Source organism: Hydrocarboniclastica marina, assembly GCF_004851605.1.
Lineage (GTDB): Bacteria > Pseudomonadota > Gammaproteobacteria > Pseudomonadales > Oleiphilaceae > Hydrocarboniclastica > Hydrocarboniclastica marina.
The window spans coordinates 1,875,293-1,897,900 of sequence record NZ_CP031093.1 but is presented as its reverse complement, the minus strand read 5'-3'; the positions used below and the strand labels follow the sequence as shown (position 1 = coordinate 1,897,900).

General features: G+C 59.8%; 22 protein-coding genes. 6 read left to right on the top strand and 16 right to left on the bottom strand.

Annotation, left to right across the window (positions count from 1 at the left end; all coding sequences use genetic code 11):
• Positions 1-4 precede the first annotated feature (4 nt).
• Positions 5-1,648 (bottom strand): glycogen synthase GlgA, encoded by a 1,644-nt coding sequence (glgA, locus tag soil367_RS08530; RefSeq protein ID WP_136548696.1) that lies wholly within the window; start codon positions 1,646-1,648, stop codon positions 5-7.
• 330 nt (positions 1,649-1,978) lie between these two features.
• On the opposite strand from glgA, the gene soil367_RS08525 reads away from it, so the two are divergent.
• Positions 1,979-3,082: a DUF3182 family protein gene (locus soil367_RS08525; protein ID WP_216642792.1), complete on the top strand. Its 1,104-nt coding sequence runs from the start codon at positions 1,979-1,981 to the stop codon at positions 3,080-3,082.
• Between the two features lie 81 nt (positions 3,083-3,163).
• Positions 3,164-3,919 (top strand): alpha/beta hydrolase family protein, encoded by a 756-nt coding sequence (locus tag soil367_RS08520; protein ID WP_136548695.1) that lies wholly within the window; start codon positions 3,164-3,166, stop codon positions 3,917-3,919.
• 23 nt (positions 3,920-3,942) lie between these two features.
• Here soil367_RS08520 and soil367_RS08515 read toward each other — a convergent pair whose 3' ends face one another.
• From soil367_RS08515 to soil367_RS18815, 3 genes are all read right to left on the bottom strand, one after another.
• The gene (locus soil367_RS08515; protein ID WP_216642791.1) at positions 3,943-5,115 is read right to left on the bottom strand and encodes an amylo-alpha-1,6-glucosidase; all 1,173 of its coding nucleotides are present in this window, start codon (positions 5,113-5,115) and stop codon (positions 3,943-3,945) included.
• Positions 5,116-5,298: 183 nt separating this feature from the next.
• The gene (locus soil367_RS08510; protein ID WP_216642790.1) at positions 5,299-6,525 is read right to left on the bottom strand and encodes an MFS transporter; all 1,227 of its coding nucleotides are present in this window, start codon (positions 6,523-6,525) and stop codon (positions 5,299-5,301) included.
• Positions 6,526-6,624: 99 nt separating this feature from the next.
• Complete coding sequence (locus tag soil367_RS18815; protein ID WP_172962303.1) at positions 6,625-6,792, bottom strand: hypothetical protein; 168 nt, start codon at positions 6,790-6,792, stop codon at positions 6,625-6,627.
• A gap of 220 nt (positions 6,793-7,012) precedes the next feature.
• Between soil367_RS18815 and soil367_RS08505 the strand changes: the two genes are divergently transcribed.
• Positions 7,013-7,978: a zinc-binding metallopeptidase family protein gene (locus soil367_RS08505; RefSeq protein WP_136548693.1), complete on the top strand. Its 966-nt coding sequence runs from the start codon at positions 7,013-7,015 to the stop codon at positions 7,976-7,978.
• Positions 7,979-8,027: 49 nt separating this feature from the next.
• Here the strand turns inward: soil367_RS08505 and soil367_RS08500 are convergent, their stop codons facing one another.
• Positions 8,028-8,702, bottom strand: a complete 675-nt coding sequence (locus soil367_RS08500) for an SOS response-associated peptidase (protein WP_136548692.1) — start codon at positions 8,700-8,702, stop codon at positions 8,028-8,030.
• 581 nt (positions 8,703-9,283) lie between these two features.
• Here soil367_RS08500 and soil367_RS08495 point away from each other — a divergent pair.
• From soil367_RS08495 to soil367_RS08485, 3 genes are all read left to right on the top strand, one after another.
• On the top strand, positions 9,284-10,426 hold the full coding sequence (locus soil367_RS08495; protein WP_136548691.1) for an NnrS family protein: 1,143 nt from the start codon (positions 9,284-9,286) through the stop codon (positions 10,424-10,426).
• Between the two features lie 109 nt (positions 10,427-10,535).
• Entirely contained in the window at positions 10,536-11,081 is a 546-nt protein-coding gene (locus tag soil367_RS08490; RefSeq protein ID WP_246065611.1) for a DUF488 domain-containing protein, read from the top strand.
• 387 nt (positions 11,082-11,468) lie between these two features.
• Positions 11,469-12,812 (top strand): ABC transporter substrate-binding protein, encoded by a 1,344-nt coding sequence (locus tag soil367_RS08485; RefSeq protein WP_136548689.1) that lies wholly within the window; start codon positions 11,469-11,471, stop codon positions 12,810-12,812.
• Between the two features lie 177 nt (positions 12,813-12,989).
• On the opposite strand, the gene apbC is transcribed toward soil367_RS08485, so the two are convergent.
• The 11 genes from apbC to soil367_RS08430 form a co-directional block, all read right to left on the bottom strand.
• Positions 12,990-14,081 carry an iron-sulfur cluster carrier protein ApbC gene (gene apbC, locus soil367_RS08480; protein WP_136548688.1) on the bottom strand — a complete coding sequence of 364 codons (1,092 nt, stop codon included), beginning with the start codon at positions 14,079-14,081 and terminating at the stop codon, positions 12,990-12,992.
• Positions 14,082-14,167: 86 nt separating this feature from the next.
• Positions 14,168-14,944 carry a ferredoxin--NADP reductase gene (locus soil367_RS08475; protein ID WP_136548687.1) on the bottom strand — a complete coding sequence of 259 codons (777 nt, stop codon included), beginning with the start codon at positions 14,942-14,944 and terminating at the stop codon, positions 14,168-14,170.
• Between the two features lie 115 nt (positions 14,945-15,059).
• Positions 15,060-16,067 (bottom strand): YeiH family protein, encoded by a 1,008-nt coding sequence (locus tag soil367_RS08470; protein WP_136548686.1) that lies wholly within the window; start codon positions 16,065-16,067, stop codon positions 15,060-15,062.
• Positions 16,064-16,453 (bottom strand): DUF971 domain-containing protein, encoded by a 390-nt coding sequence (locus soil367_RS08465; RefSeq protein ID WP_136548685.1) that lies wholly within the window; start codon positions 16,451-16,453, stop codon positions 16,064-16,066. Before soil367_RS08465 ends, soil367_RS08470 begins: the two co-directional genes overlap by 4 nt.
• Before the next feature lie 113 nt (positions 16,454-16,566).
• Positions 16,567-16,902, bottom strand: coding sequence for a ferredoxin FdxA (gene fdxA, locus soil367_RS08460; protein WP_136548684.1), 336 nt, complete (start codon positions 16,900-16,902; stop codon positions 16,567-16,569).
• A 124-nt stretch (positions 16,903-17,026) separates the two neighbouring features.
• Positions 17,027-17,986 (bottom strand): HEAT repeat domain-containing protein, encoded by a 960-nt coding sequence (locus soil367_RS08455; protein ID WP_136548683.1) that lies wholly within the window; start codon positions 17,984-17,986, stop codon positions 17,027-17,029.
• 8 nt (positions 17,987-17,994) lie between these two features.
• Complete coding sequence (locus soil367_RS08450) at positions 17,995-18,228, bottom strand: 4Fe-4S dicluster domain-containing protein (RefSeq protein ID WP_136548682.1); 234 nt, start codon at positions 18,226-18,228, stop codon at positions 17,995-17,997.
• Between the two features lie 26 nt (positions 18,229-18,254).
• A complete protein-coding gene (locus tag soil367_RS08445) occupies positions 18,255-19,988 on the bottom strand; it encodes a fumarate reductase/succinate dehydrogenase flavoprotein subunit (RefSeq protein WP_136548681.1) in 1,734 nt (577 codons plus the stop codon).
• Between the two features lie 9 nt (positions 19,989-19,997).
• Positions 19,998-20,744 (bottom strand): GntR family transcriptional regulator, encoded by a 747-nt coding sequence (locus soil367_RS08440; RefSeq protein ID WP_136548680.1) that lies wholly within the window; start codon positions 20,742-20,744, stop codon positions 19,998-20,000.
• A 25-nt stretch (positions 20,745-20,769) separates the two neighbouring features.
• Positions 20,770-21,639 (bottom strand): ABC transporter ATP-binding protein, encoded by an 870-nt coding sequence (locus soil367_RS08435; protein WP_136548679.1) that lies wholly within the window; start codon positions 21,637-21,639, stop codon positions 20,770-20,772.
• Between the two features lie 44 nt (positions 21,640-21,683).
• On the bottom strand, positions 21,684-22,565 hold the full coding sequence (locus tag soil367_RS08430; protein WP_136548678.1) for an ABC transporter permease: 882 nt from the start codon (positions 22,563-22,565) through the stop codon (positions 21,684-21,686).
• Positions 22,566-22,608: the final 43 nt, after the last annotated feature.

Below are 22,608 nucleotides of genomic sequence, written 5' to 3'. Positions count from 1 at the left end.
GCTGTCAGTATGCTACGTAGCGCTGGTTTGCGGCGTAACGCCTGACACTCGGGTTTTCAACACCTGCCTGCCAGTACTGGTTCAGCACTTTCTGGTAAAGCCGGTGGTAGGGCTTGACGGCTTCCCGCCACTGATAACGGCTGGCCATTGCAGCGCGCCGCATCGCGTAGAAGAGATCCGTAGAGTTGAACACCGCAAAAGCGCGGTCAATCGCCCGCATGTAGCTCTCGATGTTCATCTCGTCAAAAAGAAAACCCGTGACACCATCCTCAATCGTATCGGCGAGCCCCCCTGTGCGGTGAGCAATGGGCAGCGACCCGAAGCGTTGGGCGTACATCTGGGATAATCCACAGGGTTCAAAACGGGAGGGCATCAGCAAGAAATCGCTACCGGCATACATGCAGCGCGCCTCGCTCTCGTCAAAGCCGATATTGACGCCGATCGCACCTGGGAATCGCGCAGCGAGGTTGCACAGGGCAGTCTCGATGGGACGCTCGCCCCGGCCAATAATGACGATTTGGCCGCCCGCCCGGACTATCGATTCCGCTGCAGCGACCGTGAGGTCCAGCCCCTTCTGGTGCACCAGGCGGGACACTACGGCAAACAGCGGCCCGTTACTGACAGCGAGCCCAAACATTCGCCGGATAAACTGCGTGTTCTCCCGCTTGCCGCGCCAGTCGCTCATAGCGAAGTTGAATTCGAGATGGGGATCTATGCGGGGATCCCAGGAGTCATCGATGCCATTGGGGATACCGCTCAGCCGCCCTTCCTCCGCGCGGCTGGCCAACAGATTATCGAGCCCGCAGCCGTACTCCGGCTTGGTGATTTCTCGGGCGTACGTGGCGCTTACCGTGGTGACATGGGAGGAGTATGCCAATCCAATCTTGAGGAAAGAGATCCGCCCTGCTGAGTCCAGTGCGTCCCCGCTTTCCAGCGCTGCGGCAGGGATCCCCAACGCTTCGCGGCGCGTGCTGTCACATTCACCCTGGTAGGCAAGATTGTGTATGGTGAAAACGGACGGCACCTCGTGCCCGCGCCATGTCAGGTATCCCGCCGCAAGCCCGGTGGGCCAGTCATTGAGGTGCAACAGGTCGGGTGCCCAGCCGAGCCCAGGTTCATCCGCCGCGATTTCAGCCGCTGCCAAAGAGAGTCGGGCAAACCGGATTTCGTTATCTGACCAGCCTTCGCCCAGCTCGTCGCAGTACGGGTTGCCTTCTCGCTCAAACAGCTCTGGGCAAATCAGCACGTACACCACCATGCCGTCCGGGCACGTCAGTTTGCCAATCTCACACGGAGGTATGTCGGCATGGCTGGGCAAATGCCCGACTATCTCTATATCCCGCTCCAACTCCATAACCTCACGGTAGGCGGGCATCAATAGTCTGACATCATGATTCTCGGCCAGCGCACGGGGTAGCGATGACGACACGTCGCCCAGGCCGCCGACCTTGACAAAGTCGGCAAGTTCCGATGTAACAAACAGAATACGTTTGGCGCCTGCGGCCCCTCCGTGGGCTACAGGTCTTTCTGGCTGTGGAGCGAAGGACGACGGCTCAAACTGAACGCTGCTGCCCGGTTCGAGCGCTTCCCTTGCGGTGGTTGTGGCTGGTGAAAATGAGCTAAATGCACTTATAGCCGCATGTACCATGTTCGACCTCCCTGATCGATAAATATGGCGGCGGTTTTCCGATTCCTCTCAATACAGTACATCTCTTTTATGTCTGCGAACCTTTAACCTTAATTACGCGTTGGCAATGCTCTTGGTCAGGTGCTGAATGGCCTCGCGTGCCCACTGTTGAGCTTCAGCTTGGTGCATCCGCCCGAGTCGCGGTGTGATTGGGCCGCCGTCCGGCATGGCCATCGTGTAATTGTTTTTGAGCCGCGCTGTGCGCCAAAGTAGACCACCAGAACGCATGGAACTGCTGTGCATAATTCCGCCAGGATTTTGTGCAATCATGGGAGAAAGGAGACCGAAACATTGGGAACAGGCACTGATGCAGTCGTCGTCGTTTACCCTGGACGGGACCCAGGACCAGAACACGAACGGATAACCCACCAGGAGCTTGCCCGCCGCATCGCCCGCCTTCAGAACCTGGAGTTCGGCGGCGAATACGTGCCCGGAAAATACCACCGCCCGCTTTATCTCGTGCCCAGAGAGTCGATTACGACTCTTTCTGAAGCGCAGAAGCTGGGTATCAATGACGAGCAAGATCTGTTCGGCGGCGTTGTGCCCTACCCCTTCGTGGCCAGCAAAGCGATTTCCCACCCGCTTGTCAGCGCTTCTGCGACAGCTCCCGAAGGCTGGGTTCGAGACTTCGCCGAAGAGGTCCGCGATGCCGTACTGCCGGGCTTCACCGCTTTTTCTCTGGCGGATGCTTACACGGCCGGCCTGCGATTGCTGGATCTGGGACCGGTTCGCGTCAAAACTGTACGGGCGACAGCCGGACGCGGCCAGGCCAGAATCAGCACGTCCGACGAACTCTCCCACTATCTCGACTGCCAGGATCAATCCGAAATCGCCAATCACGGTCTCGTACTTGAACAACACCTTGAAGACCTGACGACATTCAGTGTGGGCCAGGTGCGGCTCGGGAAACTCACCGTGAGCTATTACGGCACGCAGCGGCTGACCCGGGATAACAGCGGCGAGGAGGTCTATGGCGGCAGTGACCTGACCGTAGCCCGGGGCAACTTCGATGCTTTGCTGGCGCTGGATCTTGCTGCCGATGCAAAGCTTGCGGTCGCTCAGGCCCAACAATACGACCGGGCGGCCAACACCTGCTACCAGGATTTCTTCGCATCCCGACGCAATTACGACATTGCCCGCGGCGCTGCCCCGGGTGGTGATACGCGCTCTGGCGTACTCGAGCAGTCGTGGCGCATTGGCGGGGCGAGCAGTGCCGAGATCGCGGCACTGGAAGCTTTTCAGGCTGATCCGAGCCTGGCGGCAATCTGCACAAGCTCCCTGGAAGTCTTCGGCGCTCATGTGCAGGTGCCGCCTGAAGCCGAGATTCTCTATCAGGGTGAGGACCCCGATCTGGGTTATATGACGAAATGTGTCATTACCAGGCCCTACGGCTAGCCGTCCGAAACACACGGACAGGTCGCCTTGCAATGAAAAGATTACGATGCACACAGTGGTATTCCAGAGGTCGATACCCCAATGACTGCAACCAGTGAGCCCGTAGACATACAGGTCGGGGATGACCAGATCGCAGGTACATTTCTGACGCCACAGTCGAAAATTCCTGGTGTACTCTTTGTGCACGGTTGGGGCGGCAGTCAGGAGAGCGACCTTGCAAGAGCCAGGGGGATCGCCGGCCTGGGCTGCATTTGCCTGACGTTCGATTTACGGGGGCATGCCAGAACGGTCGCCCAGAAAGAGCAGGTCACGCGTGAACACAACCTCAAAGATCTCTGCGCAGCCTACGACCTGCTCGCCGAGCACCCTTCCATAGACCCTGGGGCAATCGCCGTCGTGGGCAGCAGTTATGGCGGTTACCTGGCCAGCATCCTGACCGGCTTGAGAACCGTGCGATGGCTGGCGTTGCAGGTGCCGGCGCTATACAGGGATGAAGGCTGGAGTCTGCCTAAAGGCAAGCTCAATCGCGAGCAGCTGCAGGCTTACCGGCGCGAGCGGGTCACCGCCGATGGCAACCGCGCTCTTTCGGCCTGCTCGCAGTTCTCGGGTGACGTGCTCATCGTTGAGTCTGAACACGACCACCTGATACCCCACGAGACTATCATGAGCTACCGGAACGCTTTCGTGTCGTCCCATTCCCTGACCCACCGCATTATCGATGGCGCTGACCATGCGCTTACGGGAAAAAACGACCAGGACGCTTACACCTCCATACTGGTGAGCTGGGTCACCGAGATGGTTGTCGGTGCACGTGTTGGCGATTCACCTCAGCGGTAATTCTTCTGTGCAGCAAAACCCTGTCAGAAGAACATGTCCTCGCTACGCGTTTTTTGCCGGACCATGGACTCCGCCAGGATGAATAGCGCCGCGTTCCAGGACTGCCCGCGCATGCCATTGGGCTCACCGCTTTCTCCGTGAAACCATTCATAGAATCCCCAGTCGCCGACTTCACTGGCGCGGGCCATCTGTTCGATCGCATTGCCGGCTTTCTTGTGTTGCCCTACCGACGTCAACGCCATGGCCCAGAAACCGCCTACGTAAGGCCAGATGCCGCCATTGTGGTACTGATAATCCAGGTTCTGTTTGTGCCGGCCCATGTATGAACGCCACATCACGTGGTCGCGCCCAATCGGCGTATCTGTCACCCGAATCGGAAACACGTCTGCTGCCCCGGTTGCCTCGATCGCCCGGAGGATGCGATTGGATGGGCCTTCGTCGGCCAGACCGAACAGAACCGCCAGGAGATTGCCGAATATGTCGCCCTCATCGCCCCAGAAGGAGAAGTTGACGAAGCTCAGATACAGCTCACTGTTCTTGCCCCGATTGCGCACATAATGCATGAGAAGTCGCAAGCGCCGGTAATCCGGAATGTCACGGGAGAAAGGGAAAAAGAGGTGATTGAAGTGAAACTTGGTCTCCTCCTGGTAAGACAGGCCGTACAACCGCTTTACGGCATACCAGAGTGCGTTGGTGTAAAGGACAAAGCCGGAACGCGGCATGATATCGGCCCAGTCACTCGCCTCGTTCTGTTGCAGCAGATAGAGCCTGGGGTGCTCCTGACAGCGTAGCCAGGTCAGTGCACGCTGGACATTGGGCTGAACCAGGAGTTCAAGCTCCGCGTCCCTGGCATGCCGGGCAAAGAACTTGAGAGCGATGAGCCACCAGAGGGTGGCGTCGATACAGCCGAGATACCAGAAATCGGCTTCTGCGCCGGAGGGGTCCACGTACTTGGGAATCTGGCCGTTCTCAGCCTGATGCTGGGCAAGCAGAAGCAGGCTCGCCCTCGCACTCTGGCGCAGCACGGGATCGTCCACGACAGCCATGCCCAACGCACAGATCGCAGCATCGCGGCCGAAAACCCGGGTATAGCGCCGTTCTTCTGCCTCCTTACTCCGGGTTGCGGCAAGTACTCCGGCTTCAGTACTGTTGCGCTGCAAGAGCCTGATCGACTCGTCAAGACAGGTGTTGATCATTCCCTTCATCCCTACCCGCGTGAAAAGTAACGCCCCGTAGTGCCGGCAAACGCAATGGTCCGGGGCTAGGCGCCGATGCGTGGTTGTGCTTCCCGCACTCATACTACTAGCCTACCCGTCAAAGCAAAGCCATCGGGGTTAAGTTACTGTAAAAAAATGCCCTACGCATGATAGCCCGAGCGCTTACTGTTCGTGCTCCAGGCTTTCACTTACAGGGCTGATGGCTGGTGCGAGATGACCCAGCACCAGACTCCCGGCGACCGCCGACGCAAGCAAAAGTGAAACGGCTGTAGTGTTCAGGCCCAGGTCCAGAAAAAATCCTATTAGTATCGGCGAGAGCGCCGTCGAGAACACCATAGTCGCCTGGGCAACAGAGCGGATGGCGCCGAGATGTCGAACGCCGTATCGCTCGGGCCAGATTGCCCCGCCTGCGGCGCCCACACACCCCAGGCTGACGCCCGTCACTGCAAGATAAAGATAGGGCGTCCAGAGAGCGTCCGTGAATGCCAGTATGAGCAATCCGCAGAGAATGGGCAGCAGGCCCAGGGTCAGCGAACGCTGCGCGCCCAAGCGATCCACCAGCACACCCGCGAAAGAGAGGCTCAGCAAGTGGCCCGCGGCAAAGCCGGTGAAAGCGGTAGCGACACGTTCTGTCGGCCAGTCGCGTAACTCGGCGATGGCGGTTTGATGGAAAAGTATCGCGGTAACGGTAAATGGCACCGCCAGCACCGCTGGTAACAGGAAATAGAAGCCCCGATCCCGCAATACCTCGGCCCGGGTCAGGCCGGCGCCGGTGTTGCCGCTGCTGGACTCTGCCAACTGCGATGGATGAGCTGCGTGTCTCGCCAGAAAGAGAAGTGTCGGCAGGCAGAACAGGAGCAGCACACCGACCGCGACAAACCAGGGCAGGCGCCACCCGCCCCACACGAGCATCAGGCCGGCAGATGCTGGCAGTATGGCTTCAGCTACCGGGAAGCCGGCCGCCGTCAACGCCATGATGCGTCCACGGCTGCGCTCGAAATAACGCCCAGCCACCGTAATGCCAAGGTGGGACAGCATGGCCTGCCCGCCCAGCCGTGCAAGCAGAAACCCCGGTATCAACAGCGACCAGTGGGGTGCCCACCCGATCATGAAACACCCGCATGCCAGAATCACAACTGCAAGGACGGTCACTTGCCCCAGCGCCCAACGATCAGCAAGCGTGCCCAGCTTCAGGATCAGCGCTGCCGAAAGCAAAGTCGCCAATCCATAGGCCAAACCATAACTGCTGTTGGCCAGGCCGAAAGTGTCGCGAATGCCGCTACCGAAAACCGAGAAAAAGAACGTCTGGCCAAACCCGGATGTAGCTGTTGCCAGAAAGGCAAACAATGCCAGGCGGGGGTTTTCGCGCATGAAAGCTGGGAATCTCACAAGAGCTCCATTACAGAAAGATGCCCATGGTACCTCGTACCCATCATTTTGATGGGCCGAAAGGTTGACCTTGAGGTAAGAAAGAACGTCAGCCAGCAATCACCACAGGTCCGGGCGCGGCACTTCGCCCAGGCGCTGCTGGGTTTCCATGCTGACGCTCCAGTGCATGGCCAACCGGGCCTCGGTAACGACGTCCCGTGGCCGACCCGAAAAGTAGAGCGTCCACCAGGCCAGGAATTGCGCATCCGCGGGGGTAAAATCAGGCATCCATCATTTTAACATGCCCCAACGCCCCGATTCAGCCCAGGGGGGCCCCATGAGGGTCCACAAACCTGGCTGCAGAGGTTATCCGCCCGAGAATCCAGACTATCGCCAGCCCCTATTAAAAAGTGTTATTGCCCCGTTGGGACTCGTCCCTTGACCAACTATTGGATTCGGAGGAGGCTGCACTGGACATTCCTTGCGCCCTCTTCCGGAGATCCTCCTTATGCGTGTTTTCTCCAATCCGGTCGGTCCCGGCTCTCTCTGGTTTGACAACCTCACCACAGCCGAGGGAACGCCCGTCGCCTACGATCCCCAGGCCCGGGCGTTTGTGCCGATGCCGCCATTCTGCGCCAACCGGGAGGTGATAGGCTGCAACTGGATCGCGCCTGAACAGGGCGCTTTTTGCCGGGCCTGTGCCATGACCGCACTGGCTCCTGACCCCGCTATACCTGATGCCATCCCGAACTGGGCAACGACCGAAGCGGCCAAACGCTGGGTTCTGGACAACCTGGGCCGCTGGCACTGGTTCCGGCCTGAAGACCCCGGCGCACCGCCTGTTTTCCATCTGCTTGCGGAAGGCCACACGCCTGTCGCCATGGGGCATGTCGAGGGCGTGGTCACCATTAGCGTTGCCGAGGCCAATCCGGTGCTGAGCACAACGCGCCGTGAAGCACTGGATGAGCCCTACCGGACGATGATCGGGCACATGCGCCACGAGATCGCGCACATGCTCTGGTGGCGGCTCAGCCTGCGTGAAGATTTTCTGGATGCGTTTCGCGCCATGTTTGGCGACGAGCGTGTCGACTATCAGGCCGCGCTCCAGCACCATTACAACCAAGGCCCGCCGGCTGACTGGAAGTCTCGGTTCCTGAGTTCATACGCCTCGTCCCACCCACACGAAGACTGGGCCGAAACCGCCGCACACCTGCTGCACCTTACCGACATCACTGACAGTTTTGTCGCCGCCGGGCTCTGGTCGCCGGAGCTACCCGGTGCAAACTGGGATCCATATGCAGAGCCAGACGCCGAGAAGCTGATCTATGCCGCAGCGTCGCTGGCCATGGGCGTCAACCACATTAATCGCTCGATGGGCCTTTCTGACCTGTATCCCTTCGTGCTGTCAGGAGTGGCGCAGCGGAAACTGGCGTTCGTACACCACTGGCTACGCCGAGGTGCGCAAGGCTGGTAGTGCGAATTACCAGCGGAGCTGATCGCCGGCAAGCACAGCGGCACAGCAATCAACCATGCCGATCAGCGTCCAGCACTTCGGCCTCACCTACGGGCACGAGATCGTCGGGGCTGTTAACCGGCTGGCACACCAGCGGAGCCGGTATGTGGGTCTTCATCAGATCCTGGAAGGCATCGACCTGGTGAAAATCCGGATCCAGCCAGGCGTCGAAGTCTGTCGGGCGGAGCATCAGTGGGATGCTTTTGGGGTGGATATGGCTGAACCTGGGATGCGGCGGCAAGGTGATGACCGTGAAAGAATTCACTGTTTCGTCCCCAAATTGCCAGGTTTGCCAAAGTCCGGCCAGGGCGGTGGCTTCACCTGATGGATGAATATGGTAGACCTGCTTGCCGCGCCATTCGTGAAACGCGCTGACCGGAATGACGCAACGCCTGCCGGGATAGACCTTGCGCCACAGGGGACTGGTCGTCAGCCGGTCAGCACGGGCATTGAACGTCTGGAACTTGGGATTGGGCCTGAAGCCAGCACCTTGGGCTCGTTTTTCAATAAGCAGTGACCAGATACCCCGCGTGAGGAGCCGCTCATTCCCTCGCTGGATTACAAAGTCACCCTCAGCCCCGGGGGGAACGTTCAGCTGCGGTCGCGGGTAGAGATCCGGCAAGCCCAGCTTTGTCATCAGCTCGTGCACGAAAGGGTCATCAGTAACGTTGTAACGACCGCACATCGCAACCTCCTATTGTCCACTGGCTGTTGTCCACTGGCTAATGTCCGCTGGTTTTTCCGCTCTGCCGCCCGGCTATACTGCCCGTCATCCGCCTGCATGCCAAGATGGCCTTCTCCCGCAACGCTTCTAGCCTGGGTCGCCTACATCTGATGCGCCTACCTCAGGTGCGCAGCCAAGCCAAATTGCGCCGTGTTCAAACTCATCAGCTGTGCACCGGCTGCGGTAGGCATCCCTGCCCCTGCTTGTACCACCTCGCGCCTACCTCCTTTGCCCCATTGCGCACTATAGATTCATCTCATATGCTTTTTTTAAAAAGCAGCGGAAAATCCGCATGCTCTCTTCAGTACCGTTTGTTTTGGAGGCTATCCATCATGCTCAGTGACGTTCCTCTCCTGCTTCAGGTGTTGATTACTTTTTCACTCATTTCATTCCTGATCCTGGCATTTACGGTTCGGCCCTCCCGTCAGCGAGAGTGCGACCGTTGCTCGACGCGGGATTTCGAGATCGAGCGCCCTGTTGTCTAGGCGCCGCCGTGGTGCTTTTCCCCTCGGTGGCGCTGACCTGACCGGGGAACTGGCCACGTGACAAAAAAGGCCCGGCAGCCCTTTGCCAACCTCTATTTTTTCCCCCTCGCGGCGGCCTATGCCGCCCTCGTGCTGCCTTGGTCCGTGCTGGCCCAGTTCGAACTTGTGGTGGCGCCCCCTGGGATTCAGGCTCCGCTGGGCCATGCCCATGAGATGATCTTCGGCTTCGCCCTGGCGGTGGTCGCGGGGTACGTTCTGGGACCCCAGCCGAAGCCCCGGATTTTCCTGCTGACGGCAATTTGGCTGACGGCGCGTATTGCCTTCCTCGGCTGGCCATCGAGCATGGTTTCGTTAGCGCTCAATATCGGCTTCGCCGTCTTGCTCGCGTATCGGGTCGTACCACGGTTCGCCCGCACCGCTAAAAAATGGCGAAACAAAGCCGTAGCGCCGATCATCCTGGGCCTGTGCGCAGGCGCTGTGGTGTTCCACGGGCTTTACCGGGCCGAAATAGCGGGGCCTTTGTATGGCATTCTGCTGGAGGCGATCCTGCTGTTGAGCACCCTGATGTTCTTTATGGGCGGTCGCATGCTGGCGCCAGCGGTCGCTGGACACCTGCTAAAACAGGGCCATGAACTGGAAGCACGGGTTCAGCCCCGGCTTGAAGGCACTGTGCTGATAGTGATGGGCCTCGTTCTGGTGCTCAATCTGCTGCCGTGGGCACCGTGGCGCCAGATGACTGGCCTTCTGCTTCTCCTCGCCGCTGCCCTGACGTTGTTTCGTTTGGTGCGCTGGCCCGTCAGGCTCTGCCTGGGCCGCCCTGACCTGCTGGCTCTGATGCTGGGCTATTGGTGGATCATCGCCGGGTGGGTCCTGATTGCCACCGCGCTTCTGAGCAATGCTATCCCTCTTTCAACGGCCCTGCACGGCATGACCATTGGCGCCCTGGGCACGCTGACGCTGACGGTTATGGCGCGAACCCGGACACAACGTAGCCACAAACACACAGATATGCCCAAGGCTGTCTATGTAGCCATCGCCCTGATCTCTTTTGCTGCCCTGGCGCGGATTGCCGCCGCCGTCGTGCCAGGGCTGTCGCTCTATCTTCTCGGGGCTTTCAGCTGGAGCCTCGCTTTTCTGATCCTCACTGTCGTACTGATTCAGCTCGCTCAAGCTGAAAAGCGGCGCAGAAGCCTGCTCTGATGACAAACGCGTTCTACCGAGCCCCAGGATATTGAAATGAGCGGCGCGGCCTGCCAATGTCCCGGGAACAAGATGAAGAAGTCAGCAAAGGAGGTGCGCTTTGCCGGAGATGCCATCGACCCTGTGGACTCTGGGCCATTCATCCCGGTCCTGGGAGGAATTCCTGCAGCTGTTGAAGTCGCAGACTATCGAGTTTGTGGTGGACGTGCGCCGGTTCGCTGGGTCTCGCAAGCACCCGCAATTTGGTCAGGACGAGCTGGCAGACCGGCTGGCCGAGGCCGGTGTTGGTTACCTCATGGTTGAAGAACTCGGCGGCCGGCGCAAACCGGATCCGGACTCGGCCAATACCATCTGGCGCCACCCCTCTTTCCGGGCCTACGCAGACCACATGGAAACCGCGGAGTACCAGGCCGGCCGTGAACGCCTGCTTGAGAAAGCGCGAAAACACCGAACCGCGGTCATGTGCTCCGAAGCCGTCTGGTGGCGCTGCCACCGCTCGATGATCGCGGACGATCTCAAAATAGCCGGCGTCCAGGTTCTGCATATCATGTCGCCCACCAAGACTGTGGAGCATCCGTTTACCGCCCCGGCGTCGGAGCAGCACGGCGACCTCGTATATGGCCCGGCGACCAAGAGCGAAAAGCCCTCGGATTGACTTTCAAAAAGGCGAAAACACTGATTGGGTTGATCGTCCTCTTTACATGACCTAAATCCACTTGAGGAACTGGAAACTCGCCAGGCTTTAAGGCCACTTTCTGATTTGGCCGGGCCCGGGCCAACAGGTGTCGCCCCTCCCCAAGCGCTTGTCCTACTTGTCATGCCCGCCCCTGTCAAGATGGTGCGCGGCTGTGCAGCGGGCGCACCAGAACTCAACAAAAATACTTTTTGCTCGATCAGACGCCTTCGATGCATTCTGCAACAATTCCTGTCAACCCGCCTGCCACCGCGTGTCTTTGTGTTAATGGTACGGAATCTGCAACTCCAGTCCCTAAGAGAGCGCTCTCTAGTACAACTCCATTTGCACAAAAGCGAGGATTCACTAATGAAACTATTCAGAGTCGCGGCCGGTATGGTCGCCCTGAGTCTCAGTGGCGTGGGTGTGGCCCAGACCATCGACGTGCGCATCGGCCATCAAAGCACGGTGACAAACACGGTTTCCGGCGGGATCGTGCTGGAGAAACTTGAGCTGCTGCAGAAACATTTGCCAAAAGATGGCAAATACGCCGATACCGACTACAACATTTCTTACAGCGACTATACCTCCGGGCCGCCTATTACCAACCAGATGATTGCCGGCCGGCTGGAATTCGGGGTGATGGGCGACTATCCCCTGATCACCAACGGCGCGGCCTTTCAGAAAGCGGGTAAAACCGAGACCCGGCTCATCGCCATCACCGGCTACAACCTCAAGGGAACGGGCAACGGCATCGTTGTCCCTATCGATTCGCCCGTTCAGTCTCTGGAAGAGCTCAAGGGCAAGCAGATCTCCACGCCGTTCGGCAGTGCCGCCTGGGGAATGACCCTGCAGGTGCTTGCGGACAAAGGGCTGAGTGAGAGTATTCAACTGCGGGATCAGGGACCGCCCGTGGGTGTGGCCAATATCGCAGGCGGTCGTATCGATGCCCATGCTGACTTTACGCCCTGGTCGGAAGTGATGGAGTTCCGCGGCACCGGCCGCAAAATCTTCGATGGCAGCGAAGCAGACATCCCCACCTTTCACGGCACTGTCGTACGCAAGGAGTTTGCCGACGAGCATCCCGAAGTCGTTCAGGGCGTCATCAACGCCACCCTTGAAGCTCAGGCATGGATTCAGGAAGACCCCATGCGCGCGGCGATGAAAGTGTCTGAGTGGACCGGTATTGAGAAGGAGGTGCTCTACCTTTACTTGAGCAATGGCGGCATCACCACGCAGGATGCCTCAATCAAGCCCCAATGGGTTGCGTCTCTGAAGGAGAGCCACGCTTTGCTGCAGCGGGAACGTAACGTGCCGGATCTGGATTTCGAGCGCTGGGTCGACGACCAGTTCGTTCGCAAAGCCTACGAGAAAAACGGCGTCGACTACGATGAACAGGTGGCTGAGGTCGTAACCCCCAAAGCCAACAATGCGGACCTTGCCCAGGCCGAAATCTGGTTCAAGGACGAGGGTGTGAGCGAGTACGACACGATTGCCGCCATGTTTGAAGCCAGAAAAAAGGCGGAAGCGGATGGCAAGGAAATCAACGCCACTTACGTCTACGACCACAGTACGGGGCTGAAGCTGTTCGGTAAGGCGGCCTTCATGGTCGAGAACAGCGGTGGTAATCTCGTTGCCTTCATGAAGAAAGCCGACGCTGACACCTACGCCAGCACCAACGGTGGCAGTCTGATTGCAGGCCTCGGTCAGTAGCTGCTTACTTTTCCAGCACGGCACTATTCAGTCATTACAGCACTAAGCAGTCAGTACAGCACCATTCATAAGCACTATTCATAACCGCACTTAAGCACAGCACTATAAAGAAGCCCCCGGTTCTGGCCGGGGGCTTCTTTGTTTTGGAGAGTGAAACGTGAAAGAAGGCTTTGGGAATCAGACTTCGTGGACGACGATCCTGGGAAAGCTGGCGCTGAAGTCGATCGGCGTCAGGCCAATTTTAGCGGTGATGTTCCGGGCGATCCTGCCGTAGGCCTGGGCCAAGGTGCCAGCCGGATCAGTGAGGACGATCGGTTTTCCGGCATCTGCGCCTTCACGGATACGGATGTCCAACGGCAACTCGCCAAGCAGATCAAGCTCGTAGTTCGCGGCCATTCTGGCCCCACCCCCGGCGCCGAAGATATGCTCTTCACGACCGCAGCCGCTACAGATGTGCGTGCTCATGTTTTCGACCACGCCAAGCACCGGCACGTTAGCTTTCTCGAACATACGCACCCCCTTGCGCGCATCCAGCAGGGCGATGTCCTGGGGCGTTGTGACGATCACCGCGCCGGTAACCGGAACCTTTTGCGCCATCGTCAACTGTACGTCTCCTGTACCCGGCGGCAGGTCCACCAGAAGATAGTCCAGCCCCTGCCAGGCGGTGCCGTTCAGAAGCTGGGTCAGGGCTTGGGTCACCATGGGTCCGCGCCAGATGACTGGAGCTTCCTCGTCCACCAGGAAGCCCACCGACATGACCTGGACGCCGTGGTTCTCCAGGGGCTTGAGGCGCTTGTTCTCGAGCACATCCGGCTGCTGGTCAATGCCAAGCATGCGCGGCTGGCTGGGCCCGTAGACATCCGCATCAAGGATGCCCACGCGGGCGCCCTCCGCAGCCAGGGCCAGGGCCAGGTTTGCCGTGGTGGTGGACTTGCCCACGCCGCCCTTCCCTGACGCGACGGCTATAATGTTTTTGATACCCGGCAGCGGTTTGACTGTGCCTGCGACCGCGTGGCTACGCACGTCCCAGCCAAGGTCAATCTCCACCCGGGACACCTGGAGCTGCTCCCGCAGGAGCTGCTGCAGCATCGCCGAAAGCTCGGCACCGTAAGCGTCAGCGGGAAAGCCCAACGACAGCTGCACTTTGATTCGGTCTTCCTCGCACTGGATATCCCTGACCGCTTTCGCAGCGATCAGATTTTGCTTCAGGTGAGGCTCTGACCACTGCTCCAGAACCATTTCCACACTGCGCCGGGTCGGAATCGCCATGGTGATTTTCCTCGGTGAGATTGGGGAGGGATAGACGTCTTAAACGTTGGCCGAGGTTGGCTGGCAGGCCCACCCCGGTATTTCAGCTACTTTTCGACAAAAGCCCGCTCGATAACGTAGTGACCGGGCTGCCCCAACTGAGGCGACCCCATGAACCCCCGCGCGTCAAGCATACGGGTCAATTCGTCGAGCATGGCCGGGCTACCGCAAAGCATGACCCGATCCGTCTCCTTGTTGAGCGCAGGCAAGCCAATGTCGCTGCACAGCTTATTGCTCTCGACCAGGGTCGTGATCCGGCCTTCGTTGCGAAATGGCTCACGGGTCACCGTCGGGTAATAGATCAGCTTGTCGCGGATCCCTTCGCCGAGAAACTCATGTTCGGGCAGTTCCTGCATGATGTGGTCGTGGTAGGCCAGTTCGCTGACAAAACGTACGCAGTGCACCAGCACAATCTTGTCAAAACGCTCGTAGGCCTCCGGGTCCTTGATAATGCTCATAAAGGGCGCAAGCCCGGTGCCGGTGGCGAACAGGTACAGATTGTTGCCCGGCAATAAATCATGCATCACCAGCGTACCCACCGGCTTGCTGCTCACCAGCAGGCTGTCGCCGGCCTTGAGGTGTTGCAGCCGCGATGTCAGGGGGCCGTCGGGCACTTTGATACTGAGAAACTCCAGGTATTCGTCGTGGTTGGCACTGACGATGCTGTAGGCGCGCATCAACGGCTTGCCCTCGACTTCGAGGCCGATCATCACAAAGTGCCCGTTCTCAAACCGCAGCGCGGCATCCCGGGTCGTCCTGAAGCTGAAGAGCGTGTCATTCCAGTGATGAACAGTGAGAACATCTGCATTGCTGAATGCTGCCATGGTCCTATCCTCTAATTGATGCATCCCCTGGATGCGGTGTTTTAAGCGTTCAGATATCTTCAAGTCGCTGCGGGTGCCTCGAGCTCCGCCAGTGCAGGAGCATTCTGTCGCCCGCTCATGTCAGGGCCGGAACCAGCACCAGCAGCAGCGCAACCACGGAGACCAGGAACACACTTAACAACGTAAGCTGCGCCAGCGGGCGCCAGCCCAGCCCCATCAATTCAATAACCGAAGTCCGCATGCCCAACGCCGCCATGGTCACGAGCAGGCACCAGCTGGACGCGGCGACCATCAGCTGCCGTAGCGATTGCGGAATCAGCCCGAAACTGTTGAGTGCAAGCAGAACGACAAAGCCCAACAGGAACCACGGGAATTCGGCGCGGCCGGGTTCGCCGCGTCGTAACAGGTACCCAATCAAGAGCACCAGCGGCGCCAGCATGGCTACCCGCAACAGTTTGGTAAGCGTGGCGATGTCGCCCGCGGGATCAGACACGAGGTAACCCGCAGCCGCGGCCTGGGCCACATCGTGAATGCTCGCGCCCAGCAAAATGCCGCTCTCGGCCGCGCTGAACCCAAGGGCCGCAGTCAGCAACGGATAGACGACCATCGACAGCGTGCCAAGAGCCGTGACGCCGATGACTACCCCCAGAAGGCGCCGCTCCTCGAGCTTGCCGCTTGGCAGCGCTGCGGCAACGGCGACCGCCGCGGAAACACCGCAGATAGCCACGGCCACCGCCGCCACGAGACTGTGTACAAAAGGCAGTCGCAGCCAGGAACCCAGCAACAGGCCGAAACCCAGCGTTAGCGGCACCGCCAACAGTACAACCACGCCCGGCAGCGTTCCCACTTCTTCAAACTGGGTCAGGCCGATGCGCGCGCCCAGCAAGGCGATACCGACCCGTAAAATCGTCCGGGCCGAGAACGCCACGCCCTCCTCCAGTCGCTGATCCCGGGATTGCGCTGAAAAGCCGAACCCCAGCAGCAGGACCAACAACAGCGCTGGTGCCCCGTAATGCTCGGCCAGGAAGCTTCCAGCCAATGCCAGCACGGCACAGAAAGCCACGCCCGGATACAGGCATTTGAGCCGTCCCAGCGGCACTGCGCTGGCCGCCAACACATTCATTGCGCAACTCCGGGTCGGGGCGCGACGGCAGGGTTGGCAACGGATGGCTCAGCCGATTCACGCGGTTCAGTCAGGCCCGTAATGTCGGGCAGCTCCCGCAGATAGCGCCAGGGAAAATGGCCGCGGCTGTGGCCGTCAGAGAAGAAGAACTGCAGGCCGCTCGCGCCCATCGGCTGGATGTCCGTCACCATGACTGCCGGGTCAAGCTCCCGCTTGCCGTCGCGGTACATGGCCTGGCTGCACGACGAGCAGGCGCACGCCGACCGCAACTGGAAACATGAGAGACGACTGACGTGGCCGTCGGCCCAGGTAATTTCCACCAGTGCCTGGGATTTACGCAGGCGGATTTCTGCTGGTGGCTGAACAACACCTTGTAGAGCGGCCATGTCAGTGTCCTCGCTTGTGTTATGTCTGGTGCCAAACTTGTCGCCGCGTCTGTCCCCAACGTCAGGGGACATAACCTGCTATGACAAGTTGATAAATGGGATGCCCGCTTTCCTTACGCCTCTGCCTGGCGCTGCAGGTGCGGCAGCTTGTTGGCCTGGTCTATCCACTCTTCGGCTTCCTCAAGGGGCTCTTTCTTCTCACTGATCACCGGCCAGATATTCGCCAACTCGGCATTGAGCGCCACAAACGGCAGCTGGTCCGGCGGTAGATCTGCTTCGTCATAGATCGCCTCGGCGGGACACTCAGCAACGCACAGGGCGCAGTCGATGCAGGTCTCCGGATTGATCACGAGAAAGTTCGGCCCCTCGTGAAAGCAGTCCACCGGGCATACCTCGACGCAGTCGGTGTATTTGCAGCGGATACAGTTATCGGTAACGACAAAAGTCATGGTGCCTCTCCTTCCTTAACAAGTTGTCCTTCCTCAACAGGCGGTCCTTCTTCAGCAGTTCGCCTGCCTGAACAGTTCAGCCAGTAGCCAGGCGCGTGCCGATGACCGGTCACACGCCGGCACATCAGGCAGCGGAATCCAGCTTGGATTGCGCCCAACGGGCGATCTTGCGAACGTCCGGGTCTGGGTCATCCATTGCCACATCGATGAAACGGCGGCCATCGCTATGGCCGATCTCACCCAGTGCACAGACTGCTGCCTTGCGCAGGTTGGCCATGGGATCCTGGGTACAGACGCCCAGGGCCGGGATAGCATCGACGGCCTGCAACTTGCCCAGCGAATCCGCCGCTTTTTCCTTGACCTGCCAGAGCTTGTCCCGGGTCACTTCGATCAGTGCGGGAATACCGGCCATGTACTGCAATTTGCCTATCGCCAGCGCGGCCTCGCAGCGCACCTGCCAGTGTTCGTCTCCCAACTGGTTGACCAGGGTGGTGCCGACCATTGCGCCACTGGCGTACACCAGCGCGCTGGTGCCAGCACGGCGGACCTCGGGGTCGTCATCAGTTTTGGCGCAGTCGATCAGTGCCGGCAGGTTCTCCTCCGCCTTCAACCAGCCAAGGACACCTACTGCTTCCCGGCGGACCTGGGCGTCGTCATCCTTGAGCCGCTCCAGGGCTGGCGTCTGCGCCTCCGGCACTCGTAGGGGCTTCAGGGCCCGCAGGATGGCGGCGCTGACAAAACTATCGTTACTCTCCTTGAGCGCAGCCAATAAGGGCGGTGCCGCGGACGGGTCCTGCAGGTCAGCCAGCGCGTGGGCTGCGCCGTTGCGGACCACTTCGTCGGGGTCGTTCAACGCAGCCAGCAAGGAATCGGCAATGTCTTCGGCGTCAAACTCATCGACCACTTTGGCTGCCTGCTGGCGGACCGATGGGTCTTCATCTTTCAGCGCCTGGATCAACAGCTCCACGGCTTCCGGCGCGCCGCAGTCGACCAGCGAGAGCACCGCTACACGGCGGATGCCCGGATCGGCGTCGGCCATCCTGATGGCCAGTTCCTGTACTTCTGGATCGTCGTAATGCTTCATCTCACACCTCAGCGCAGCAGATAGGGAATCTCGACCGTGACAGCGTCGGTTGGGCAATCGGCCTCGCAGGGCATGCAGTACCAGCACTCGTCGTATTTCATATGGGCTTTGCCGGTGTCCGGATTGATCCAGAGCACGTCGAGGGGGCAAACGTCGATGCAGACGGTGCAGCCCTTGTCAGCGATGCATTTATCCTCGTCGACAATGACGGGCACGCTGGTCAGGTGGTTGGCTAAGGGCATGGTCTCTCTCCTGAATTCAGGTTGGGTTAGGCGTTGGCTGCTTTCTTGACGCGCAGCTTGTTGTACGCATCTTTTTCTTCGCCAAGCTCCACGATGTAAGGGGCGATCTCGCGCTTGCCGCTGGCCATGTTGCCGTTCTCGTCCTTGAACAGACGGCTATGGCAGAACCAGTCGGCGTCGTTGCGCTCAGGACAGTCGACCCGGTAGTGATACAGGCCCCAGCGGGATTCGGTGCGGTAAAGCGATGCCCGTGCCGCCATCTCGGCGCAGTCGATAATCGACTGGACTTCCATGGCCCGCAGCAGCTCGTGCGGATCGTTCGCCTGCAGGCGGGGAATGTCCTGCCGCACCGCGAGAATGCGTTCCAGGCCAATTTCCATTTTTTTGGTTACCTTGGGCGGCTGCAGGTAATCGTTGACCAGGCGGCGCACCTTGTACTCCATCTGCTCTGGCGGGATGCCGTCTTTAACCAGTAGCGGTGCGCGGATACGGTCGAGTTCGGCAGCGATATAGGCTTCATCCAGCTTCACCTCACCGCGTGCTTTGGCGAAGGCAGCGGCGGACTCACCGCAGATCTGGCCGTAAACAAAAGCACCCAGCATGTAGGCGTGGGCCACCGAGGCCATATCTCCGGCGCCGAATAGCCCGGGTACCGTAGTGGCACCGGTTTCGTCGACCCAGACACCGGACGCCGAATGGCCGGAACAGAAGCCGATTTCGGAGATGTGCATCTCCACCATGCGTTCGCGGTAATTGACGTTTCGGCCATCGTGGAACCGGCCCCGGCTGGGCCGCTCGTTGGTGTGTAGCACCGTTTCGATTTCCTCGATGGTCTCTTCCGCCAGGTGATCCAGCTTGAGAAACACCGGGCCCGTGCCGGATTCCAGTTCCTTGAAGAACTCCAGCATCATCTGGCCGGACCAGTAGTCGCACTCGATGAAGCGCTCGCCAAACGCGTTGGAGGTGAAGCCCCCCAGCGGCCCGGTCACATAAGCGCAGGCCGGTCCGTTGTAGTCCTTCAGCAAGGGATTCACCTGGTAGCACTCGAGGTTGGCCAGGTCCGCACCGACGTGGTAAGCCATGGCGTGGCCGTCACCGTTGTTGGCCGGGTTCTCGTAGGTGCCGAACAGATAGCCTGAGGTCGGCAGGCCAATACGCCCCGCCGCACCCGTCGCCATGATCACGGCCTTGGCGCGGATGATGATGGGCTCGGCAGTACGGGTGTTAACGCCAACCATACCGGCGATGTTGCCCTGTTCGTCTTTCAGCAGACGTGTGGCCTGGAAACGGTTCTCGATCTCCACCCGGGCCCGGCGCAGGCGACGGTAAAGGATCTTCTTGACGTTGTGGCCCTCCGGCATAGGCAGGACATAGGTGCCCAGATGGTGGACCTTCTTCATGTCGTAGTCGCCGGTTTCGTCTTTCTGGAAATGTACGCCCCAGGAGTCGAGCTTCTCGATCATCGGGAACGAGCGCTGGGCGTATGCCATCAGGGCCGGTTGGTGGACAATGCCGTCGTTGGCGATGGTGATTTCCTTTACGTACTGCTCCGGTGTGGCGTGGCCCGGCACAATCGCGTTGTTGAGCCCGTCCATACCCATGGAGATGGCACCGGAGCGTTTGACGTTGGCTTTCTCCAGCAGGATCACCTTGAGTTTAGGATCCTGCTCCTTGACCGTAACTGCCGCCATCGGACCGGCGGTGCCGCCACCAATAACAAGCACGTCGGTTTCGATAACGGGAATGTCTTTGACGTTCATTTGAGTCTCCTATTTCCGCTCGACGCGGAACTGGTACTTGAAAGAGTCGCCCCTGAAACTGAGGTACTCGAAGTCAATGGGCCGGCCAGCCCGGCTGTAGGTAAGTCTCTCAACACGCAGGACCGCCTCCCCGGCCTTCAGGTTGAGGTGATGCTGGGTCTCGTCGTCCGCCAGCGTGGATTCAATGCCGATATCTGCTGCGCCCAGGGAGATGGCGAAGAGGTTCTCCAGCATCGGGAAAATGTCACCGCTCAGGTCGCAGCCGAACAGGCGCCGGCCGATGTCGGTCGGGAAGTAGCTGATATCGAGAGAGACCGGATTACGGTTGAGGTAGCGCACGCGCTTTACCTCCACCACTGAATCCCCCGACTGCAATTCAAACGCTGCGGCGGCCGCCTTGGGCGGTTTGCGTTCCTGAATACTCAGCAGCCTGGCCACGGCCTCGTGCCCCTGGGCCGCCATCGCTTCGCCAAACCCTTCCAGCCGCTGGACGTTCTGCACGGCCTTGGGCTTGCTGACAAAACTGCCCTTACCCTGGGCGCTGAAAATCAGCCCTTCGTTATGCAGGTCCCGCAGCGCCTGGCGGATCGTAATGCGGCTGACGCCGAAGGCGGCCATAAGCTCACTTTCGGACGGCAGACGCTGGTGGGGGACGTAGGTCCCCTCCAGAATCCGCTGCCTGAGTGTGCTGCGTATCTGCACGTACAACGGCTCTGGCGAGTCACCCGGGTACAATTTGGTTTCGCTCGTGTTCATCACAGCTCACCCCTTTTTGCCCTGTTCAGGCGGTCTCGTTCTGTTGCTCGAACGCGCGCATGGTTTCCTGACGGATCAGGGCCAGGCATTCTTTCTTGAGCGCCATGAACTCAGGCGTGATCAGTAACTCCTGGGTGCGTGGGCGAGGCAGTTTCACGGTGATATCCGCGATCAGCCGGCCGGGACTTGCACTCATGACCACAATGCGGTCCGACAGGAACACCGCCTCATCGATGTCATGGGTTACGAACAGCACCGTGTTGTTGAACTCCTCCCAGATCTCCAGCAGGTTCTCCTGCATCATCGTGCGAGTCTGGGCATCCAGCGCGCCGAAAGGCTCATCCATCAGCAACACACTGGGGTAGTTGGCCAGCGCCCGGGCAATGCCCACGCGCTGCTGCATGCCGCCGGACAGTGTTCCCGGATAGGATTTGGCGTGGCCGGACAATCCCACCAGAGAGAGAAATGTGCGGGCGACGCTTTCCGCTTCGCGCTGACCGACGCCAGCCATCAACGGCCCGAACGCGACGTTTTCCTGCACGCTTTTCCAGGGAAAAAGCGAGTGCTGCTGGAACACCATGCCCCTGTCTGGGCCAGGCTTGGTTATAGGTTTGCCATCCAGATCCAGGGCACCTGCTGTCACCTGAACAAAACCGGCAACCGCGTTCAGCAAGGTTGATTTGCCGCAACCCGAAGGCCCGAGCAGACAGACGAACTCGCCCGGCTGAATCTCCAGGTTCGCGCCCTGCACTGCTGTGTTAGTGCCGGTTGCCGTGTTGAACTCAATGTTGACGTCGCGGACGCTGACCCGTCCTTTACCGCTATCTTTCTGCGCCCTGGGGCTCTGTTTAAGCTCAAGCACAGCGGCACGATTTACAGTGGCAGCATGATTCATGGGACGATTCTCCGAAGGCTGTTAAGTGATGGTCGCCGTGCGTTTCAGCGTGAGCCCTGGCTCTGCCAGCGCAGGAGCGGGCTGCAGGCCAGCCGGACCAGCCAGGTACAGGCCGAGCCGAGCAAGCCGATGACGAGCATGCCGATGATGATCTTGGGGTATTCGATCAGCGTGTACGCGCTCCAGGTGAAGTAGCCGATGCCGTACTGGCCGCTGATAATCTCGCCCGCCAGCAGGGAGAACCAAGCCACCCCCATACCGATCGCCAGCCCGGCGGAAATGCTCGGTAGCGCACCAGGCAGCACCACATGGCGCATAATGGAAGCGTTACTGGCACCCAGGCTGCGGGCAGCGCGGATCAGTACCGGCGGTGTCTGCTCCACGCCGTGGACGGTGTTCAGGACGATCGGGAATACCGCGCCCAGGAAAGTGATATAGACAATGCTGGCCTGCTCGCTCGGCATCATCAGGATGGCCAGCGGGATCCAGGCCACCGCAGGGATCGGCCGAAGAATCTCGATATAGGGCAGGATTACGTCCTCGGCGAAGCGAGACCGTCCCATCACTACCCCCAGGGTGATGCCGATTACCGCTGCCAGGGCGTAACCCATAAAGATGCGCACCAGGCTGTGGTAGATGTGAACGTAGAAGTCAGGGTTCACCACCAGTTCGGCGAACTGTGCCCCGACCACGACCGGCGTGGGTACGTGCTCAAAGTTGATGAAGAAATTGAACCCCGTGCTGGAAAGCAGCTGCCACATCAGCACCGCAAACACGATCGCACCGCCGCGCACCAGCCAGCGGTCAAGATTCCTCGGCAGGTAGCGCCGGGACGGCGTCGTCGCGGCCGGTTTTTGCGTGGGCATCAGTACCGGCTTGGCCGGCGTAGCGGTTGCGGCGGGTGCCGGCTTGGGTTGCACACTCATAGAGCACCTCCTCGACGGGCCAAAGGAAGGCACTGGACCTCCA

What these genes read in the sequence shown, in the direction of transcription:
- glgA (WP_136548696.1), bottom strand. Translation starts at nt 1,648, where the DNA reads ATGGTACATGCGGCTATAAGTGCATTTAGCTCATTTTCACCAGCCACA.
- soil367_RS08520 (WP_136548695.1), top strand. Translation starts at nt 3,164, where the DNA reads ATGACTGCAACCAGTGAGCCCGTAGACATACAGGTCGGGGATGACCAG.
- soil367_RS08515 (WP_216642791.1), bottom strand. Translation starts at nt 5,115, where the DNA reads ATGATCAACACCTGTCTTGACGAGTCGATCAGGCTCTTGCAGCGCAAC.
- soil367_RS18815 (WP_172962303.1), bottom strand. Translation starts at nt 6,792, where the DNA reads ATGCCTGATTTTACCCCCGCGGATGCGCAATTCCTGGCCTGGTGGACG.
- soil367_RS08505 (WP_136548693.1), top strand. Translation starts at nt 7,013, where the DNA reads ATGCGTGTTTTCTCCAATCCGGTCGGTCCCGGCTCTCTCTGGTTTGAC.
- soil367_RS08500 (WP_136548692.1), bottom strand. Translation starts at nt 8,702, where the DNA reads ATGTGCGGTCGTTACAACGTTACTGATGACCCTTTCGTGCACGAGCTG.
- soil367_RS08490 (WP_246065611.1), top strand. Translation starts at nt 10,536, where the DNA reads ATGCCATCGACCCTGTGGACTCTGGGCCATTCATCCCGGTCCTGGGAG.
- soil367_RS08485 (WP_136548689.1), top strand. Translation starts at nt 11,469, where the DNA reads ATGAAACTATTCAGAGTCGCGGCCGGTATGGTCGCCCTGAGTCTCAGT.
- apbC (WP_136548688.1), bottom strand. Translation starts at nt 14,081, where the DNA reads ATGGCGATTCCGACCCGGCGCAGTGTGGAAATGGTTCTGGAGCAGTGG.
- soil367_RS08475 (WP_136548687.1), bottom strand. Translation starts at nt 14,944, where the DNA reads ATGGCAGCATTCAGCAATGCAGATGTTCTCACTGTTCATCACTGGAAT.
- soil367_RS08470 (WP_136548686.1), bottom strand. Translation starts at nt 16,067, where the DNA reads ATGAATGTGTTGGCGGCCAGCGCAGTGCCGCTGGGACGGCTCAAATGC.
- soil367_RS08465 (WP_136548685.1), bottom strand. Translation starts at nt 16,453, where the DNA reads ATGGCCGCTCTACAAGGTGTTGTTCAGCCACCAGCAGAAATCCGCCTG.
- fdxA (WP_136548684.1), bottom strand. Translation starts at nt 16,902, where the DNA reads ATGACTTTTGTCGTTACCGATAACTGTATCCGCTGCAAATACACCGAC.
- soil367_RS08455 (WP_136548683.1), bottom strand. Translation starts at nt 17,986, where the DNA reads ATGAAGCATTACGACGATCCAGAAGTACAGGAACTGGCCATCAGGATG.
- soil367_RS08450 (WP_136548682.1), bottom strand. Translation starts at nt 18,228, where the DNA reads ATGCCCTTAGCCAACCACCTGACCAGCGTGCCCGTCATTGTCGACGAG.
- soil367_RS08445 (WP_136548681.1), bottom strand. Translation starts at nt 19,988, where the DNA reads ATGAACGTCAAAGACATTCCCGTTATCGAAACCGACGTGCTTGTTATT.
- soil367_RS08440 (WP_136548680.1), bottom strand. Translation starts at nt 20,744, where the DNA reads ATGAACACGAGCGAAACCAAATTGTACCCGGGTGACTCGCCAGAGCCG.
- soil367_RS08435 (WP_136548679.1), bottom strand. Translation starts at nt 21,639, where the DNA reads ATGAATCATGCTGCCACTGTAAATCGTGCCGCTGTGCTTGAGCTTAAA.
- soil367_RS08430 (WP_136548678.1), bottom strand. Translation starts at nt 22,565, where the DNA reads ATGAGTGTGCAACCCAAGCCGGCACCCGCCGCAACCGCTACGCCGGCC.